Source organism: Neorhizobium sp. PAMB6716 (assembly GCF_058242805.1).
On sequence record NZ_JBZAYW010000003.1, the window covers coordinates 223,579 to 240,368 of the forward strand.

Consider the following 16,790-nt stretch of genomic DNA (forward strand, 5'->3'; position numbering starts at 1 on the left):
CCGTTCATGAAAGGCATCCGCCAGCTGGCAGACCATCTCGACATTTCCATCGGGACGGTTTCGCGGGCGCTGAATGGCAAGCCTGATGTGAACGAGGAAACGCGCCGGCGCGTGCTGGAAGCAGCCGAAGCCCTCGGTTATGTGGCAAACCAGGCGGGACGATCGCTACGCAAGGGCGCAACCGGCATTATCGGCTTCATGATGCAGACCGGCCATGAAATCACTGGACAGGGTGATGCCTTCTTCATGACCGTGTTCGATGGCGTGCAGACGGTCCTTGCGCGCCACAAGCTCGATCTTGTCGCCCTCCTCTGCTCATCGGAGGAAGATCCGGATGCCTATATGAAGCGCATCGTGGCACGTGGCTTTGCCGATGGCATCATGCTGTCGGCAACCCGCATCAAGGATCATCGCTTCGGCACGCTCTCAAAGGCGAAAATTCCTTTCATCACACTTGGCCGAAGCCAGAGCGACGTCGGCCAGCCCTGGTATGACCTCGATTTCGAAGGCATGGCCGATACCGCCATCGATCGTCTGGTGGCGCGCGGACACCGGAAAATCGCAATCAGCCGTCCCCATGGCGATATCAATCTCGGGCCGATTTTCGAAGATCGCTGCCGCGCTCGTCTGAAGCACCACGGCCTGTTTCTCGATCAGGCGCATGTGTTCCGCTCCAGCCCGAACGAAACCGGCGGTTACCAGTTGGCGCGGTCCCTGATCGAGAGCGCCGACCGCCCTTCCGCCATGGTGCTGGTGAACGAGGCAACGGTGATCGGGTTTTATCGCGGACTTGAGGAGGCTGGCCTGAAACCCGGTCGGGATGTGGCGGTGATCGGCCAGTACAGCCCGCTCGCACAGTTCCTGACACCCCGCCTCACCTGCTTCAAGCCGGCGCTGCGCGAACTGGGCATTGCAATGGCCGAAAGCCTGCTCGCCACCATGCCGGCCTTTGCGCAGCATTATCCCGATGCGGTGAGGCGCCAGCTTTGGCCGATGACACTGATCGAGGGCGAAAGCGACGGCGGCGTTCTGCCGGCGTAAGGCCAAAGCCGAGACCAGCCGCCGCCGCACATCGTCTCAGTTTTCATCCTCGGCATTCGGGGCCGGCGGCCATTGCTGGGCGGCGTGCAGGACGCGCAGGATGGTCACGGCCCGATCATCCTCGGCGTAGATCACGATGTAATTGGAGCGCACCACCATTTCGCGGGTGCCGGTCACACGACCCGCACGGCATGCTTTCGGGTGCGCCAGCAGGTGAAGTGCTTTCGTCTCGATCTCGTCCATCAGCAACTGTGCCGCATCCGGGTTGTGGTCAGAGATGTAATCGATGAGGGAAAAGAGGTCGTCGCGGGCAGTCTGGCGCCATTCAAGAACGGGCACGGCGCTTCCTGTCGATGAGGGCCTGCATGTCGTCCATCACGTCCTGATGCGCAACGGCAGGGCGGCTGTCGTCCAGCGCTTCCTGCACCTTGGCGCGGAACCAGCGGTCATAGGCTTCCGGATCAGCCGTCAGCCCGGCCGGAAGCCCGCCTTCCTTCGCCACCCGCGTCAGAAGAATGCGCACGGCGTCCGACACCGTCAGGCCAAAGCTTGCAAGCTTTTCGGCAGCCTCGGCCTTCAGCGTTTCATCCACGCGGATATGCAACATCGCCGTCTTGCTCATCGGGCCTCTCCACTCTCGGGAAGGGTCAATATGTCTCTCAATTGAGAGACAATCAAGCCCTGCCCGTTCAGTGAACGGCCAAGAAGAAGCCTTCAAGCCTGTTCAAGAATTCCCTCTGGCGCGGCGAAAATGGTGATTTCGAGAACCGGAGCGGAGCGTACTTAGAAGTACGTGAGCACCGGACAAGCAGAAATCGCCATTTGCAGCCCGCCAGAGGGAATTATCGGACAGGCTGTCAGGGGTTGTCGCGTTTGAAAATCCAGTCATGGTCCGGATGGTTTGCAAAGCGCCACTTGCGCATCGGGCCGGCCATGACGTTCAGGTAATACATCTCATAGCCATAAGGCGCGCCGCAGGGGTGATGCCCCTTCGGCACCAGCACCACATCACCGGAAGACACCGCCATCGTCTCATCCAGCGAGCCGTCCTCGGTGAAGACGCGCTGAAACCCAAAGCCCTGGTCGGGGTTGAGGCGGTGATAATAGGTCTCTTCCAGATAAGTCATGTCGGGGAAATTGTCCTCGTCATGCCGATGCGGCGGATAGGACGACCAGTTGCCGGAGGGGGTAAAGACTTCCGTCACGAGCAGGCTGTCGGCGACATCGCGCTCTTCCATGGCAATCGGAAAGATGTGGCGGATGTTGGCGCCCTTGCCGCGTTCGGTGAGCGTGATGCCGGCTGGCCCGATGATGGCGGCTTCGCGACCGGGCTTTGCCGGGGCCGTGCAGATGGCAAGCGTGCAATCGGTCTTGGCGGTCGCCGACCAGTCGGCGCCGGCCGGTATATAGACGCAATGCGGCGGCTTCTTCTCGAACACGTTCATGCGATCGCCAAGCTCACCAAACGCCTTGCCGGCGCTGGAAATCTCGGCCTTGCCTTCGACAAGAACGAGGATCACCTCCGTCTCGCCGGTTGGTTCGGCAGCGCTTTCGCCGGGCTTCAGGTGATAGAGACCAAAACCGACATAACCCCAGTTGGCGCTTTCCGGTGTGATGTCATGTACCTTGCCGGTTTTCCCCGTGGGCTTGCGCAGCAGATCACTCATTCCTCATCTCCCTTTGTGGCGTCCCGGGCGGCGTCCCTGGCTGCCTGTTCGGCGGCGGCGTTCGCCATGGTCCGGTCATACATGATCAGCAGCTCGTAAGCCGCATAGGCGCCGGCTGCGAGAAACAGCATGCCCCAGCCGGTTGAGCCGTTGTAAAGCTCGACCCCACCCCAGGCTATCGGCAGCGCAGCCGTGAGGATACGCCGCCAGAGAGGCTTGAAAAACGGATGGTGGGGATCGAGAAATTTCAAAAGGTCGTTCCTTTAGGTCAAGACGCGGGTTCAGGCGGAGATCAGGCCCGCATCCTTGGCCATAGCCTTCAGCGATTTCAACCCCAGGCTCTGGTATTCAAAGGGATTGCGCACATCCGGATCCTGCTCGGCTTCAATGACCACCCAACCGTCATAGCCATGCTCTGCGGCAATCTTGAGAACCGGCGGGAAATTGACGCCGCCTTCGGCATCGCCGGGAACGGTGAACACGCCACGGCGCACACCTTCGAGGAACGACAGCTTTTCATTGCGCACCTGATTGGCAATCACAGGGCGCACGTTCTTGGCGTGGATATGACCGACGCGGTGCATATACTTTTGGGCCACTGCTTCCGGGTTGCCGCCGCCGAAATAACAATGTCCGGTATCGAGCAGCAGCTTGGCATGCGGGCCGGTGTGCTGCATCAGCAGATCGATTTCCGCTTCGCTCTCAACCACCGTTCCCATGTGGTGGTGGTAGACCAGCGAGATGCCCTGTGATGCCGAATATTCAGCCAGCGCCTCGACGCCTGCGCCGAACTTTTCCCAGTCTGCCGGGCTAAGCTTCGGACGGTCGACAAGTGCAGTATCATCGGCGCCATGGATGGCGTTGGAGGTTTCGCAGACGATGATGACCTTGCAGCCCATGGCCTTCAGCACATCGAGGAAAGGCTGCATGGCGGCCTTTTCGTCCTCGACAGAATTGGTCAAAAGGTTGAGCGAATGCCAGCCGGAGACGAATTTGAGGCCACGCGGTTCCAGAACCGAGGTGAGGCCTGCCGCATCGGTCGGCAGCTTGTGGCCCTTTTCGATGCCGTCGAAACCGATCTTGGCGGTCTCGTCCAGGCACTGCTCCAGGCTGATATGGGCGCCGAGCGTGCGGTCGTCATCATTCGACCAGGCAATGGGATTGGTGCCAAACAGAACCATCTTACTGTCTTTCCTTGAGCGCGGCTTCATAAGCGGCGCGGGCGTTTGTGACTTCTTGTCTTTCCGAAACTTCGGGCACCGCGACATCCCACCAGTAACCGCCGGCATCCGGCGTCGGATAGGGATCGGTATCGATGACGATCACGGTCGTCTCGGTGGCCGCGCGGGCGGCATTGAGCGCGGTTTCAAGCTCGGCAATCGAGGAGACCTTGTGCGATTTCGCACCCATCGATGCTGCATGAGCGGCAAAATCAATGCCGATGGGGCTGACATTCGAATGGGCGTAGAGATTGTTGAACTCGGCCCCACCGGTGCCCATCTGCAGCCGGTTGATGCAGCCATAACCCCTGTTATCGGTGATCACGAGCGTGATCTTCACGCCCATGCCGACCGCGGTCGCCAGCTCCGAATTCATCATCATGTAGGAACCGTCGCCGACCATGACGATCACGTCGCGCTCGGGCTCGGCCATCTTGATGCCGAGGCCACCGGCGATCTCATAACCCATGCAGGAGAAGCCGTATTCCATATGGTAGGACAGCGGCAGTTTTGCTTTCCACAGCTGGTGCAATTCGCCCGGCATGGTGCCGGCGGCACACATGATGACCGTATTGTCGCGCGAGGCGCGCTGCACGGCGCCGATCACCTGCATGTCGGTCGGCAGCGTATTGGCATCCGTGGGTGCTGCCGTGACAGCATCGGCCTTGGCAAACCAGCTGGCTTTGAGGCTCGCATCCGGCTCGCCAAAGGCATGATCGCCCAGCGCTGCCGAGAGCTTTTCAAGCCCGACCCTGGCATCGGCCACCAGCGGAATGGCATCATGCTTGGCGCTGTCGTAAGCCTGCACGTTGAGCGCCAGAATCTTGCGGTTCGGGTTCTTGAACAGCGCCCAGGAACCGGTGGTGAAATCCTGGAAGCGCGTGCCGATGCCCAGCACCAGATCGGCCTTTTCCGAGACGATATTGGCGCTTTCGCAACCGGTCACACCGACCGGGCCGAAATTTAAGGCGTGATCCCAGGCAAGCGCCGACTTGCCGGCCTGCGTTTCGACAACCGGAATTTTGTGTTTTTCGACAAAGGCTTTCAGCGTGTCCGTCGCACCGGAAAAATGCACACCGCCGCCGGCAACAATGACCGGGTTTTTCGCGGCCTTCAGCGCGGCAACCGCCGCTTCGAATTCCGCCATATCCGGCTCGGGGCGTCTGAAGCGCCAGGTTTTTGTCTCGAAAAAACTTTCCGGGTAGTCATAGGCTTCCGCCTGCACATCCTGGCAGAAGGCCAGCGTCACAGGGCCGCAATCGGCGGGGTCGGTCAGCGTACGCATGGCGCGGGGCAGTGCCGTCAAAAGCTGCTCGGGGCGCATGATGCGGTCAAAATACCGGCTGACCGGCTTGAAGCAATCGTTTGCCGAAACCGTGCCGTCGCCAAAATCCTCGATCTGCTGGAGAACCGGATCGGGTCCGCGATTGGCAAACACGTCGCCGGGAATGAAGAGAACCGGCAGGCGGTTGACATGCGCGAGCGCTGCCGCCGTGACCATATTGAGGGCGCCGGGGCCGATGGACGATGTCACGGCCATGGCGCGGCGACGGCCAAGCTGCTTGGCATAGGCAATCGCCGCATGGGCCATCGACTGCTCGTTCTGGCCGCGAAAGGTCTGCAATTCCTCACGAATGCCGTAAAGCGCCTCGCCGATGCCGGCGACATTGCCGTGGCCAAAAATCGCCCAGACGCCGGCGATATAGGGCACGCCATCCTCGTTCAGCTGGTTGGCGAGGTAACGCACCATCGCCTGTGCTGCCGTCAAACGGATCGTTTTCATGCCTGTCCTCCCTGAACGGCCTTTGCACGCGCTCCATCCCAGATCGCGCAGAGGCTCTTGTATCGGGCCACCATATCATCGATGGCGTCCGCGTCACTGATCTTGCCGGCCAGCCATTTGCGGGCTGCATCGCCGAAGATCGTGCGGCCAACGGCAAAACCTTTGACCAGATCAAAACCGGCCGCAAGCGCAAAGCTTTCCTCAAGCTCTACCTGCGGTGCATCGAGACCGAGCACCACGATACCGCGCGTATAGGCGTCATGACGCTCTACAGCGGCGCAGGCATTGGCCCAGGCGGCCGTCGTCTTCATCGGCTCCAGTTTCCACCAGTCGGGATAAACACCGATCTCGTAGAAACGGTCGATGATTGCAGCCGTCGTGTCGTCATCCACCGGGCCGACCTTCGAGGGGATCACTTCAAGAAGGAATTCCAGCCTGTTACGGCGGGCTGCCTCAAACAGGCGTTTTACGGTATCTTCATGGTCCTTCTTCATCTCGGCGGTATCATCTGGATGATAGAAGCACAAAACCTTCACCACATGCTCGGCAGCCCATTCGCCAAGGCCACCGCAATCAAGGCCCAGTTCCGGCTCCAGCGTCAGCGGGCGCGAGCCCGGCCATTCGGCGGGACGGCCGATCCATAGACCGGTGCCGGCAGCGGCATAAAGCGCTTCTTTTCCAAGGCGGCTATCGCAGAGAATGCCATAACCTTTTTGGCCATCCGCAACGGTGGTTGCGGCCTGAAGGCAGAGTTTCTTGAAGGCGCCGATGCGGTCTGTGGCCACGCCCGCCTCTTCCGCCATCGCTTCCAGCTGCATGCGGTGGTCGAAGGCAAAAACGCGCATGGTCGACCAGTCACCCTTGCGGTTGGTGGACCAATGCACCTGCTCCAGTGCCGCATCCTTGCGCAGCGCCTTGTTCTGGATGCCCGTCCTGAAGAAATACTGCAGCTCTTCCCAGCTTGGATAAGCTGGCGTGCAGCCGTGGCGGGAGACGGCGAAAGCACCGCAGGCATTGGCAAACTTCAGCGTCGTCGGCCAGTCCTCACCCGTCAGCCAGCCTTTCAAAAGGCCTGCCATGAAACCATCGCCGGCGCCGAGCACGTTGAACACTTCGATCGGAAAACCCGGACCCGTCTGGCCCTTGTCGAGACTGTCGGGGATCTCGCCTTCGAAAACGGCAGCCCCCATCGGCCCGCGCTTGCAGACCAGAGCGGCCTTGGAAACCTTGCGCACGGCGCGAAGCGCCTCCAGCGTGTCGGTGGAGCCGCCGGCGATGTGGAATTCCTCTTCGGTGCCGACGATGAGGTCGAACAGATGCAGCGTGCCCTGCAGCTTTTCCGTCACCTTGGCGGATTCGATAAAGCGGCTTTCGCCCGCCTCATGGCCGGCAAGACCCCAGAGATTGGGGCGATAATCGATGTCGAGCGCCGTCTGCGCGCCGTTTTCCCGCGCCAGCTTCAGCGCCTTCATCACGGCCGCTTCCGTGCGCGGATGCGACAGATGGGTGCCTGTGACGGTGACGCAGCGCGCCTCTGCCACGAAGGTCGGATCGATGTCGTCTTCGCAGAGCGCCATGTCGGCGCAGTTTTCGCGGTAAAAGATCAGCGGAAACTGGTTTTCGTCGCGGATACCGAGAAGCACCAGCGCCGTCAGCCGTTCGGGATCGGTCACCACGCCGCGCACGTCGACACCTTCGCGCACCAGTTGTTCGCGGATGAAGCGGCCCATATGCTCGGCCCCGACGCGGGTGATGAGCGCGCTCTTCAAGCCAAGACGCGCAGCGCCAGCCGCTATATTCGTCGGCGATCCGCCGATATATTTGTTGAAGGAGGACATATCCTCCAGACGGCCGCCCACCTGCGCGCCATAAAGGTCTACGGACGAACGTCCGATGGTGATCAGATCGAGTGGCTTCACGTTATCCTCCTCAAACCGCACCCGAGGGGCGCGGCAACTGGCTCGGTCTCTCCCGGACCGGATCTCATTTTTGGACCATAAATTCTATTTTTTGAGATTTCAATACGAATATTCAGACTGAGCGCTGCGTGCCGACGGCAACCGAAAGCGCAATGGCAAGACAGAGCGTGGCAGACAGCGAGCGGAAGGCGCCGAAATCCACCTCCGACACGGTGAGCAGCGTCGTGCCAAGCTTGCGCAGGGGATTGACCACCGTATCGGTGAGCGCCACCACCGGCACGCCGCGCCCGCGCACCGCCTCGACAAGGTCGAGTGTTTCGCTGGAATAGGGCGCGAACGTGACCGCCAGAAGCGCATCACCCGGCCGGATGGCGCTCGAACTGTCCAGCCGGCCAGCCACGCTGTGCAGCATGGCAGGCACCTGCATCTTTTCAAACGCATAGGCGATGTAGCTTGCAACCGGAAACGAGCGGCGAAGGCCGACGATATGGATGAGGTTGGCGCCTGAGAGAACGCGGACCGCCTCCTCAAGCGCCTGCGGATCCACGGTTTTGAGCAGATTTTCGAGCGACGACCGGCCCGCCTCGACAAACTCCGCCAGAAGCAGCGAGGCGCTGCCCTCACCCTTTTCGCGCAAGTGATCGAGCCGCGTCGAATAATCCGGCCAGCCTCCGACATAACTCTCGCGAAACAGTTTTTGCATTTCCGAATAGCCGGAAAAACCCATGATCTGGGCAAAGCGCATGAAGGCCGACGGCTGGACACCCGCACCGTCGGCCATTTCGGCGACCGTTGAGACGGCAATCCGGTCGATATTGGCCGCCACATAGTCGGCGCACTGCTTTAACCGCTTGGGCAGGGTGACGGAAACGTCCAGCAGCCTCTCCTCGAATTCCTTCACGCTTGCCGGCGCACCTGCCTCTGTCATGCAATCGTCCTTTTTCTACGCTTGACACGAATATGACCGCACTCTAGCAAAATGGAACAGATATTCCAAATCGAGCGTCGGCTTTGCAGTCCGAGCCGGAAAACCATTCAGTGGAGGAGAAACCCATGGTGACGAGATTGGCCCTGCTTGGGGCAGGACGTATCGGCAAGGTGCATGCAAAGGCCATCGCGTCGGATCCGCGTGCAAAACTGGTGGCCGTGGTGGATGCCATGGAAGCCGCCGCAAAGGCGATTGCCGACGAGGCCGGCTGCGCGGTCAGCACCATCGATGCGGTTCTGGCCAACCCCGAAATCGACGCGGTCATCATCTGCACGCCGACCAACACCCATGCGGACCTCATCGAAAAGTTCGCCCGCGCCGGCAAGGCGATCTTCTGCGAAAAGCCGATTGATCTCGACGTCGCGCGCGCCCAGGCCTGCATCGATGTGGTCAAGGAAACCGGCGCCAAGGTGATGCTCGGCTTCAACCGCCGTTTCGATCCGCATTTCCAGGCGGTTCGCGCCGAAATCGACAAGGGCACCATCGGCAAGGTCGAGATGGTAACGATCACCAGCCGTGATCCCGGCGCTCCCCCGGTCGAATATATCAAGGTCTCCGGCGGCATTTTTCGCGACATGACGATCCATGACTTTGACATGGCGCGTTATCTGCTCGGCGAAGAGATCAAGACAGTAATGGCATCCGCTGCCGTTCTGGTCGATCCGAAGATTGGCGAAGCCGGCGATTTCGATAGTGCGAGCCTGATCCTGACGACCGCCAGCGGCCGTCAGGCGGTCATCTCCAACTCGCGCCGCGCCACCTATGGCTACGACCAGCGCATCGAAGTGCATGGCTCGCTGGGTTCGGTTGCCGCTGAAAACCAGCGCCCCGTCTCCATCGAAGTGGCGACGAAGGACGGTTATACCCGCCCGCCGCTGCACGACTTCTTCATGACGCGTTATATTGCGGCCTATGCCGCCGAAATCTCGGCTTTCATCGATTGCCTCGACAAGGGCACGGCGCCGTCTCCGTCTGCCGAAGATGGTCTTCTGGCGCTGAAGCTTGCCGATGCGGCGCTGAAATCCGCCACATCAGGCACCGTCGTCACGCTGGCCTGAGACCGCCTCACCAATAAAAAGAGCGGCGCCAGCTCCTGTTGCTGGCGCCGCTCTCTTCAGGAGGACCAAAACCTCCAACCCGCCCGTCCCTTGACGGGGAAGCCTCAGCCCTCTTTTTCGGCCATCGCCCGCACCAGAAGCAGCATCACGAGTGCCTGCCCGTAAGGCGCCGGCACGTTGGGGATCTGGCGATAGAAGTCCAGCGTATGGCCCATCGGCGTGCCATCGGAAACTTCCAGCACGATGCCCGTGTCGTCGATGCGCTGCATCACCGCATCGAGCGCCTTTGCCGCAACCGGCTTCAGATCCTTCTCCAAGAGGCCGAGATCGATGCCGCGCAGGATGCCGTAAGCGATGGCCGCCGTGGCAGACGTTTCCTCCGGCGACTGCGGATCGCAGACCAGCGTGCAGAACATGCCGTTGTCGCGCTGGTGGGCGGCAAGCGTCTTCACCTGGGCTCGGAGCACATGGGTGAAATGCATCCGCAGATGGTGCGGAATGTGATCGACCAGCCCGAACAGTTCGGGAATGGCAACAGTGATCCACGAATTGCCGCGTGCCCAGAAGGCATTGGCAAAGTTGTGGCGGCCGTTAAAGGTCCAGCCGTGATACCACAGCCCAGTGACAGGATCGGCGAGATACCGCTCATGCACGAGGAACTGGTAAAACGCTTCCTCGATCCAGTCCTGACGGCCGAAACGCTGTCCGGCGCGGGCCAGAAACAGGCACGTCATGAACAGCGTGTCGTCCCACAGCTCGCCATCGTTCATGCGTTCCTTCACCACATGCTGGAAACCGCCGTCTGCGGTGCGGGCAAGTTTGGTCACCAGCCAGTCGGCCCAATCCTCCACAAGCGCCTCCCAGTCCGGCCGGTCGACATGGTCGATCAGGATCGACAGCGCCAGCATCGGCGAGGAGGAGTTGACCTGGCGCGGCGGCAGGCCCCGACCGATCTGCCAGTCATACCAGCGGGCAATCGCCTCGATCAGCGAGCGGTCACCCACCGCTTCCGCATGGCGGATGAGCCCGTAAATACCAACGCCGACTTCCCAGTCCCATTCATCGAACTGCAGATCGTAGGTTCCGTCGGGTGCGGCGACCGTCTCGTTGATCCCCTTCAGCCGGGCAAGGCCGACAGCGACACGGGAAAGCGTTTCGGAAAGAAGTTCGGGCTGCATCAGCATCGGAATGTCCTGTCTTGGCAATGGCGTCGAGGGGTCAGAAGGACACGGCATCGAAATGCCGGATCTGCGGTACAAGCGTGCGGTTGGGGAAGGTGTAGGGTGCGCCCTCCACCAAAAGACCGTCGTTCCAGTCGAGGGTAAGCGCGGGTGTATCAGGGGCGTGCAGCGCCAGTTGAAGCGCCTCTCCTTCGCCGGCAAGCGTCAGGGACACGGCCGAAAGGTACTGCCGGAAGGCTGATAATGCGGCCTCCCCCTTGCCTTCCGCAACCAGCGTCAGCCAGCCGCAGCGGTTGCCAGGGGCGCGAAATTCGATGCCGGCGCCCGGTCCCGTGGTGACGGCCTCGATGGCATTGGTCGCCGTCAGCGCGGCAAAGCCTTTTCCGCTGCGCAGCACGATCCAGTTGTCCAGTCGTTCCACCAGATCGAAGGCATCGGCCTCCACATAGGCATGGGTAAAGGCGATGCGCGGCTCCTCGCCGAGATCGTAGAGGAGCAATGCCGCGTTCTCATATTGCGCCGCGCGCGGCATAGAGCCGTTGCCGGCCCAGTAGGATGGACGCTGGTGCCCCCACGGATCGTCTTCGCCGGGATGGTTGATCCAGGCGCGGGCGAAGGGAGAACCGGCAAGGCGCACATCCACCACATGCTGCTGATGGCCGCGCCCGCCGGGCTTTCCATCCATCATGGAGGACAGCTGCACATGGGCGCTCTTGTAGAGCACCAGCCGCGCCGCCTCGTCATGGCCCTGCACGTAATGGGCGCTGAGCGCCTGGCTGGGGGCCGGCGAGACCACGGCGGCAGCCTCTTCCGGCGGCACGTAACCGCCTGCGGCAAACATGGTAAGGGACGCCACGCCATCGTTGAACCAGCCTTTTCCAAAACCGACGGTGGCAAAGGGGGCAAGTTCCGTCAGCGGGCCGGCGCGTAATTCCTTGTCATAGGCGCGGCCCATGGTGCCGGCGGGAACGCCGTCCAGCGTGTGCAGGCCGATCATCAGGAACAGGCGATCGATGAGGGTTTTCGCCCGCGTCTTCACCTGGCCTTCGCCAAGATGTTCGAGCGCAAACAGGCCGATGAAATCGACGGGGTAATAGGCCGCGGAATTCCATTCGGCGAGACCATGCTGCTCGACGCTGTCGAACCACTTCATCAGCCGCTCGAGGGCGAGCGTTTCCTGTTCGGCCCCGATCCGGCCGGAACATGGGAAGCCGGCACGCGAAAACAGCCGTCCCGCCAGATATTGCGACACATGGAAGCACAGAACGTGGTTCTCGCTCCAGAACCACATCACATCATTGCCCGGCTCATCCACCCAATAGCGGTAGTTGAGAATGGTCTGGCGGATCTTTTCCTGCATCTCCTCCGGCAGGCGGTCGCGATAGTCGGCGTAGAGCCAGAGAAGCGGCACGAGCACGAAATCCGAGCAATCGCGACGTTCATCGATGGCATCAAGCGTGTTATCGATGATCTCGCGAAACACTGCATCAACCGGCCGTCCGGCCGCCATCATGGCAATTGCCTTGCCGGCACGCTGCTCGCCGTGATCGGCCAGATAATCGAGAACCGCTGCCTTGCGGTCAGCGAGCGACAGGCCGGAAAGATCGCGCATCGGTTCGGCAAGCGTTGCAAAATCGATGTGGCGCTCGATGCGGGTATCGCCAATGGAAAAGGTCAGCCACAGCGGATGGTAGCCATCGGGCAGATTTTCGGCACCGGGAAGGCTCACCGTCGTTGAACCTGCCTTCAGCACACCCGTCACGTCCAGAAGCGGCGGCTTGGTCCGCATATGCACGCTCGGCAGGATCTTTGCGTGGACGGCGACATCAATGGCGGCCGGACGCTCCACCTTCAGCGTCAGGCGACCGTCGCGCACATGGAGCGGCATCGGCCGCACTTCGACGGCGAGATCCTTGAGGAGCGCAAGCGTGGCATCGGAAACATCGATGGGCAGTTCGGCAGAAAGGCCCGCCGGATCGAGAAGGCTGAGTTCAAAATACCAGAGCGCATCGCGTTCGGCGAGTTCCTCGGTCAGCACCACCACGTCGCTGCCGCCGGCTTTTAGCGACAGCGTGATCTCCGTCTCGCTCTCGCGGTTGCGGCGGAATGGCTCGAATACCACCTGCTCGGCGCCATCCACCCAGATCCGTACACCGCCGCAGGTGGCCAGACGAAAGCGGTAATCGCCGCCGCGCTCAGGCACCAATCGCGTCTTCAGCCAGCGCGACAACCGCGTCGGTCGATGCCAGAAACCGGAAAATTCCACCCGACGGTTAAAACCCGGCAGGTACAGGCCCTCGACCGGAAAATCGGCTTCGAGGCTGACCGTGCGGGTTTTTATCTCAGCCCAAAGGGCAACCCGGCAGGGCAAATCGCCGACATCGACAAAACCGTTGATGAAGCGATAGTTCACCCGGTCCTCGGCGAGCGCCGGTTCCCCCGGATAATAGACCGCATGGACCGCAGACATCGCCCAGGCGGTGACCGACTGGCCGGGCGTTATGGCAAAGCCGCCATTATCTGGCGCGTCCTCGGATTTCAGGTTGGTTTTCATGCGTCGATCTCCGTCTTGCCGGCGGGCATCGGCAGGCAAAGCTCGATGCGCTCCAGAAGGTCCGGCAATTGCCAGATATGGGACAGGGTGAGCCGCGGCCGCTCGCGGCGCAGGCGGTGCTTGTGGCTGCGCCGCTTCGACCAGGCGAGAAACACACTGATGAGGCCAAAGCGGTTGGCGCCGAGAATATCGCGCTCGAGATTGTTGCCGACCATGACGGTGCGGGCGCGATCCTCCGGGCCAAGCCGAAGGGCTTCGCAAGCCGCCGCAAACATCTTTTTCGACGGCTTCAGCTCGCCGATATCGCCGGAGATGATATGCGCCTCGAAACAATCCCAGAGACCATGGGCGCCCAGAATGTTTTCGAATGTGGCGCGCGGCCCATCGGCCACCAGCGCCAGCCGGTATCCGCTCTGCACGAGGCGATGCACCACCTCGCCGGCGGCCGGGATCAGCTCTGCCTTCACCACCACCTCGGTGCCGGAAATTTTTTCCTCGGTTACCTCGTCGGCCAGCGTATCGCCGCAATCGAGGAAAACGGCGACCAGATGCGGCACCTCTGCCGGCAGCGCCTTCACAAGCCGCGCCACACGCGACGGTATCCAGGCCTCCAGCACCGGCCATGGCACAAGCGTCATCCCCTGCCCTTCGTCTCCCGTGCGCTCGAAGGTGAAGGAGGGCGAAAACGCCGCCCGCTTCATCTTCAGCCGCGCCAGCCGGATTTCGAGCGGCGTGGCGCAGATCAGGCCGCGGTCGGAAAAGCGGTTCGAGAGGTGAATGCCTTCACTCCCGGCAAAAGCCCCGCACATGGCCGAGACCAGTGTGCCGGATTTCGCCTGCATCTCCTTGCCATCCGCCCAATGGGCATGTTTGCCGGGCTCGACATAAAGCATCGGTCGGCCTTCTTCCACCGGCAGTGACCGGTCCGGCCGCAGCATGACACGGCGGGCGCCGTGGCGGGAGGCCTCCACCTTCACCACACGCCCGTTTTCGTCCAGATGCACCCAGACATGTTCGAGATCGTAGAGATGCTGGATGTCCCAATCGTACCAGAGGGCATATTCGATGACGCAGGCGGCAACCGGCCGGATGCGAAATTTCGACGAGACCGACTGCGCCTCCTGCCGATAGACGGCATAACCGGCAGCCAGCGGCAGGAAGGGTTCACGCGCGTCGAGGCGCAGTAGCGGGTGATGGCGCGTGGCAAGGTGCAGATCGGCATCCGCGACCGCAACAGCCAGCGCCGACAGTTCTCCAGACTGTACAGGCATGCTGTTCATTGCGCCGCCACTCCCACCAGATCGAGCGTTTCGGCATAGTGGCAGCGCACCTGCCGGCCGTTGTCGAGGGCGCGCAGCGCCGGCACTTCGGCCCGGCATTTTTCGTCCGCATAGGGGCAGCGCGGGTGGAAGGGGCAGCCGGTCGGGATGTTCATCGCATCGGCAATCTCGCCCTTCAGGGGCACGCGCTTGCGGGTGCGGCTTCCGCGGGGATCGGGCTGCGGCACGGCGGCCAGCAGCGCTTCCGTGTAGGGATGCAGCGGCTTCCTGAACAGGACATCGGTTGGCCCGACTTCCATCAACCGCCCGAGATACATCACACCGACGCGGTCGGAGATATGCTCGACCATGCCCAGATCATGCGTGATGAAGAGATAGGTGAGGCCGAGCTTTTCCTGCAGATCCTGCATCAGGTTGATGTTCTGGGCCGCCACCGACACATCGAGCGCCGACACCGCCTCGTCTGCGGCAATGAAACTCGGATTAAGCGCCAGTGCCCGGGCAATGCCGATACGCTGGCGCTGGCCGCCGGAAAAGGCATGCGGATAACGCGTGACATATTCGGGCCTCAAGCCCACCAGGCCTAAAAGCTCCGCCACCCGGTCGCGGATTTCGCCTGCCGACCCGACGCCGTGGATCACCATGGGCTCGCCGACGAGATCCAGCAGCGTCATGCGCGGATTGAGCGAGGAATAGGGATCCTGAAAGATCATCTGCATTTCGCGGCGCAGGTCGCGCATCTCGCGGTCGCCGAGTGTGGTGATATCGATCACCTCGCCGCTTGCCCGGCGAAACAGGATTTCGCCGCCCGTCAGGTCATAGGCGCGCAGGATCAGCCTGGCGATGGAGGATTTGCCCGATCCGCTTTCGCCGACCAGCCCGAAGGTTTCGCCCTTCTTGATATCGAAGGTGATGTCATCCACCGCCTTGATGGTGGCGACCTGCCGGTTGAACCAGCCTTCGGTCACGGGGAAATATTTTTTGGCGCCGCGCACCGAAATCAGCGTGTCGTCGTGCATCGTCTTGGTCGGTGCAGTGCTCATTGGGCCGCCTCCGCAATTGCAATGTCGCCGGCATAATGACAGCGCGCCCTCTGGCCACTTAGAAACACCACGTCCTCAGGCGTCGTGACGTTACACACGCCACCGACGGCCTTCAGACAGCGCGGATGGAAGGAGCAGCCGGGCGGCACGTTGTAGGGATCCGGCACCATGCCGGAGATCGTGCGCAGCCTGCGACCATGGCTCTTGCCGAGACGCGGAATGGATTGCAGCAGCGCCTGTGTATAGGGGTGTTTTGGCTCATAAAAAATTTCGTCCACGGTGCCGGTTTCCACCACGCGGCCGAGATACATCACGGCGACGCGGTCGGCGATATCAGCCACCACGCCAAAATTATGGGTGATGAACACGATCGCCATGTTCAGCTCCTGCTGGAGCGATTTCAACAGTTCGAGGATCTGCGCCTCTGTGGTCACATCGAGCGCCGTCGTCGGTTCGTCAGCAATCAGCAGCACCGGATCGCAGGCGAGCGCGAGCGCGATCATCGCCCGCTGCCGCATGCCGCCGGAGAGATGGTGCGGATAACGATCGACGATATCGTTGGGGCGCGGCATCTGCACGCGGGTCAGAAGCGCAATGGCCTGAGCGCGGGCTTCCGCCTTCGACACTTTCCGGTGCAGCATGACGGTTCGGGCGATCTGCGTGCCGATGGTGTGGACGGGCGACAGCGCCGTCATCGGCTCCTGAAACACCATGCCGATCTCGCCGCCGCGCAATTGGCGCATGGTGCGCGACTGGCGGTCTTCGGAGGAAATCAGCACTTCTGCGCCGCTTTGGCGGCGAAAGCGGATCGTGCCGGAGGCATCGAGTGCGTTTTTCGCCTGCAGGCGCATGATGGAGCGGGCCGTGACCGACTTGCCCGAGCCGCTTTCGCCGACGATGCCAAGCACCTCGCCGCGGTTAACATGATAGGAAACGCCGTTCACCGCCTTCACCAACCCTTCGCGGGTGGGAAAATGCACGCCGACATTATCGAGTTCGAGCAGGCGTTCGGGCGGCATCGGAGTAAGCGCCGGGTTTTGCTGTTTCATGAGTTTT

At 61.6% G+C, this 16,790-nt stretch carries 15 protein-coding genes; 2 read left to right on the plus strand and 13 right to left on the minus strand.

What is annotated here, in order from left to right; translation table 11 throughout:
* Window positions 1–6 precede the first annotated feature (6 nt).
* Window positions 7–1,041: a LacI family DNA-binding transcriptional regulator gene (locus AC4CWH_RS26040; protein WP_491322405.1), complete on the plus strand. Its 1,035-nt coding sequence runs from the start codon at window positions 7–9 to the stop codon at window positions 1,039–1,041.
* Between the two features lie 36 nt (window positions 1,042–1,077).
* Here the strand turns inward: AC4CWH_RS26040 and AC4CWH_RS26045 are convergent, their stop codons facing one another.
* From AC4CWH_RS26045 to AC4CWH_RS26080, 8 genes are all read right to left on the minus strand, one after another.
* Window positions 1,078–1,380, minus strand: coding sequence for a type II toxin-antitoxin system RelE/ParE family toxin (locus AC4CWH_RS26045; RefSeq protein ID WP_491322406.1), 303 nt, complete (start codon window positions 1,378–1,380; stop codon window positions 1,078–1,080).
* Window positions 1,367–1,663: a type II toxin-antitoxin system RelB/DinJ family antitoxin gene (locus tag AC4CWH_RS26050; RefSeq protein WP_491322407.1), complete on the minus strand. Its 297-nt coding sequence runs from the start codon at window positions 1,661–1,663 to the stop codon at window positions 1,367–1,369. The genes AC4CWH_RS26045 and AC4CWH_RS26050 overlap by 14 nt, the downstream gene beginning before the upstream one ends.
* Window positions 1,664–1,898: 235 nt before the next feature.
* Window positions 1,899–2,708: a 5-deoxy-glucuronate isomerase gene (gene iolB, locus AC4CWH_RS26055; protein ID WP_491322408.1), complete on the minus strand. Its 810-nt coding sequence runs from the start codon at window positions 2,706–2,708 to the stop codon at window positions 1,899–1,901.
* Complete coding sequence (locus AC4CWH_RS26060; protein ID WP_491322409.1) at window positions 2,705–2,959, minus strand: hypothetical protein; 255 nt, start codon at window positions 2,957–2,959, stop codon at window positions 2,705–2,707. The genes iolB and AC4CWH_RS26060 overlap by 4 nt, the downstream gene beginning before the upstream one ends.
* A 30-nt stretch (window positions 2,960–2,989) precedes the next feature.
* Complete coding sequence (gene iolE / locus AC4CWH_RS26065; protein ID WP_491322410.1) at window positions 2,990–3,889, minus strand: myo-inosose-2 dehydratase; 900 nt, start codon at window positions 3,887–3,889, stop codon at window positions 2,990–2,992.
* A 1-nt stretch (window position 3,890) separates the two neighbouring features.
* Window positions 3,891–5,711, minus strand: a complete 1,821-nt coding sequence (iolD, locus tag AC4CWH_RS26070) for a 3D-(3,5/4)-trihydroxycyclohexane-1,2-dione acylhydrolase (decyclizing) (protein ID WP_491322411.1) — start codon at window positions 5,709–5,711, stop codon at window positions 3,891–3,893.
* Window positions 5,708–7,630: a bifunctional 5-dehydro-2-deoxygluconokinase/5-dehydro-2-deoxyphosphogluconate aldolase gene (locus tag AC4CWH_RS26075; RefSeq protein WP_491322412.1), complete on the minus strand. Its 1,923-nt coding sequence runs from the start codon at window positions 7,628–7,630 to the stop codon at window positions 5,708–5,710. The genes iolD and AC4CWH_RS26075 overlap by 4 nt, the downstream gene beginning before the upstream one ends.
* A gap of 112 nt (window positions 7,631–7,742) precedes the next feature.
* Window positions 7,743–8,558, minus strand: coding sequence for a MurR/RpiR family transcriptional regulator (locus AC4CWH_RS26080; RefSeq protein WP_491322413.1), 816 nt, complete (start codon window positions 8,556–8,558; stop codon window positions 7,743–7,745).
* Between the two features lie 125 nt (window positions 8,559–8,683).
* On the opposite strand from AC4CWH_RS26080, the gene iolG reads away from it, so the two are divergent.
* Complete coding sequence (gene iolG / locus AC4CWH_RS26085) at window positions 8,684–9,676, plus strand: inositol 2-dehydrogenase (RefSeq protein ID WP_491322414.1); 993 nt, start codon at window positions 8,684–8,686, stop codon at window positions 9,674–9,676.
* 104 nt (window positions 9,677–9,780) lie between these two features.
* Here the strand turns inward: iolG and bglB are convergent, their stop codons facing one another.
* Genes bglB through AC4CWH_RS26110 form a run of 5 tightly spaced genes read right to left on the minus strand, consistent with a single transcriptional unit; the run spans window position 9,781 to window position 16,783 of the window.
* Entirely contained in the window at window positions 9,781–10,860 is a 1,080-nt protein-coding gene (gene bglB, locus AC4CWH_RS26090; protein ID WP_491322415.1) for a beta-galactosidase BglB, read from the minus strand.
* A gap of 34 nt (window positions 10,861–10,894) precedes the next feature.
* On the minus strand, window positions 10,895–13,411 hold the full coding sequence (locus AC4CWH_RS26095) for a PA14 domain-containing protein (protein WP_491322416.1): 2,517 nt from the start codon (window positions 13,409–13,411) through the stop codon (window positions 10,895–10,897).
* Window positions 13,408–14,691, minus strand: a complete 1,284-nt coding sequence (locus AC4CWH_RS26100; protein ID WP_491322417.1) for an HAD family hydrolase — start codon at window positions 14,689–14,691, stop codon at window positions 13,408–13,410. Before AC4CWH_RS26100 ends, AC4CWH_RS26095 begins: the two co-directional genes overlap by 4 nt.
* On the minus strand, window positions 14,688–15,734 hold the full coding sequence (locus AC4CWH_RS26105) for an ABC transporter ATP-binding protein (RefSeq protein WP_491322418.1): 1,047 nt from the start codon (window positions 15,732–15,734) through the stop codon (window positions 14,688–14,690). The genes AC4CWH_RS26100 and AC4CWH_RS26105 overlap by 4 nt, the downstream gene beginning before the upstream one ends.
* A complete protein-coding gene (locus tag AC4CWH_RS26110; RefSeq protein ID WP_491322419.1) occupies window positions 15,731–16,783 on the minus strand; it encodes an ABC transporter ATP-binding protein in 1,053 nt (350 codons plus the stop codon). Before AC4CWH_RS26110 ends, AC4CWH_RS26105 begins: the two co-directional genes overlap by 4 nt.
* Window positions 16,784–16,790 lie beyond the last annotated feature (7 nt).

Excerpts from the sequence above, each read along its gene's own strand:
- AC4CWH_RS26110 (WP_491322419.1), bottom strand. The coding sequence starts at position 16,783 with ATGAAACAGCAAAACCCGGCGCTTACTCCGATGCCGCCCGAACGCCTG.
- AC4CWH_RS26050 (WP_491322407.1), bottom strand. The coding sequence starts at position 1,663 with ATGAGCAAGACGGCGATGTTGCATATCCGCGTGGATGAAACGCTGAAG.
- AC4CWH_RS26105 (WP_491322418.1), bottom strand. The coding sequence starts at position 15,734 with ATGAGCACTGCACCGACCAAGACGATGCACGACGACACGCTGATTTCG.
- AC4CWH_RS26040 (WP_491322405.1), top strand. The coding sequence starts at position 7 with ATGAAAGGCATCCGCCAGCTGGCAGACCATCTCGACATTTCCATCGGG.
- iolB (WP_491322408.1), bottom strand. The coding sequence starts at position 2,708 with ATGAGTGATCTGCTGCGCAAGCCCACGGGGAAAACCGGCAAGGTACAT.
- iolD (WP_491322411.1), bottom strand. The coding sequence starts at position 5,711 with ATGAAAACGATCCGTTTGACGGCAGCACAGGCGATGGTGCGTTACCTC.
- AC4CWH_RS26100 (WP_491322417.1), bottom strand. The coding sequence starts at position 14,691 with ATGAACAGCATGCCTGTACAGTCTGGAGAACTGTCGGCGCTGGCTGTT.
- AC4CWH_RS26080 (WP_491322413.1), bottom strand. The coding sequence starts at position 8,558 with ATGACAGAGGCAGGTGCGCCGGCAAGCGTGAAGGAATTCGAGGAGAGG.
- iolE (WP_491322410.1), bottom strand. The coding sequence starts at position 3,889 with ATGGTTCTGTTTGGCACCAATCCCATTGCCTGGTCGAATGATGACGAC.
- AC4CWH_RS26095 (WP_491322416.1), bottom strand. The coding sequence starts at position 13,411 with ATGAAAACCAACCTGAAATCCGAGGACGCGCCAGATAATGGCGGCTTT.
- bglB (WP_491322415.1), bottom strand. The coding sequence starts at position 10,860 with ATGCTGATGCAGCCCGAACTTCTTTCCGAAACGCTTTCCCGTGTCGCT.
- iolG (WP_491322414.1), top strand. The coding sequence starts at position 8,684 with ATGGTGACGAGATTGGCCCTGCTTGGGGCAGGACGTATCGGCAAGGTG.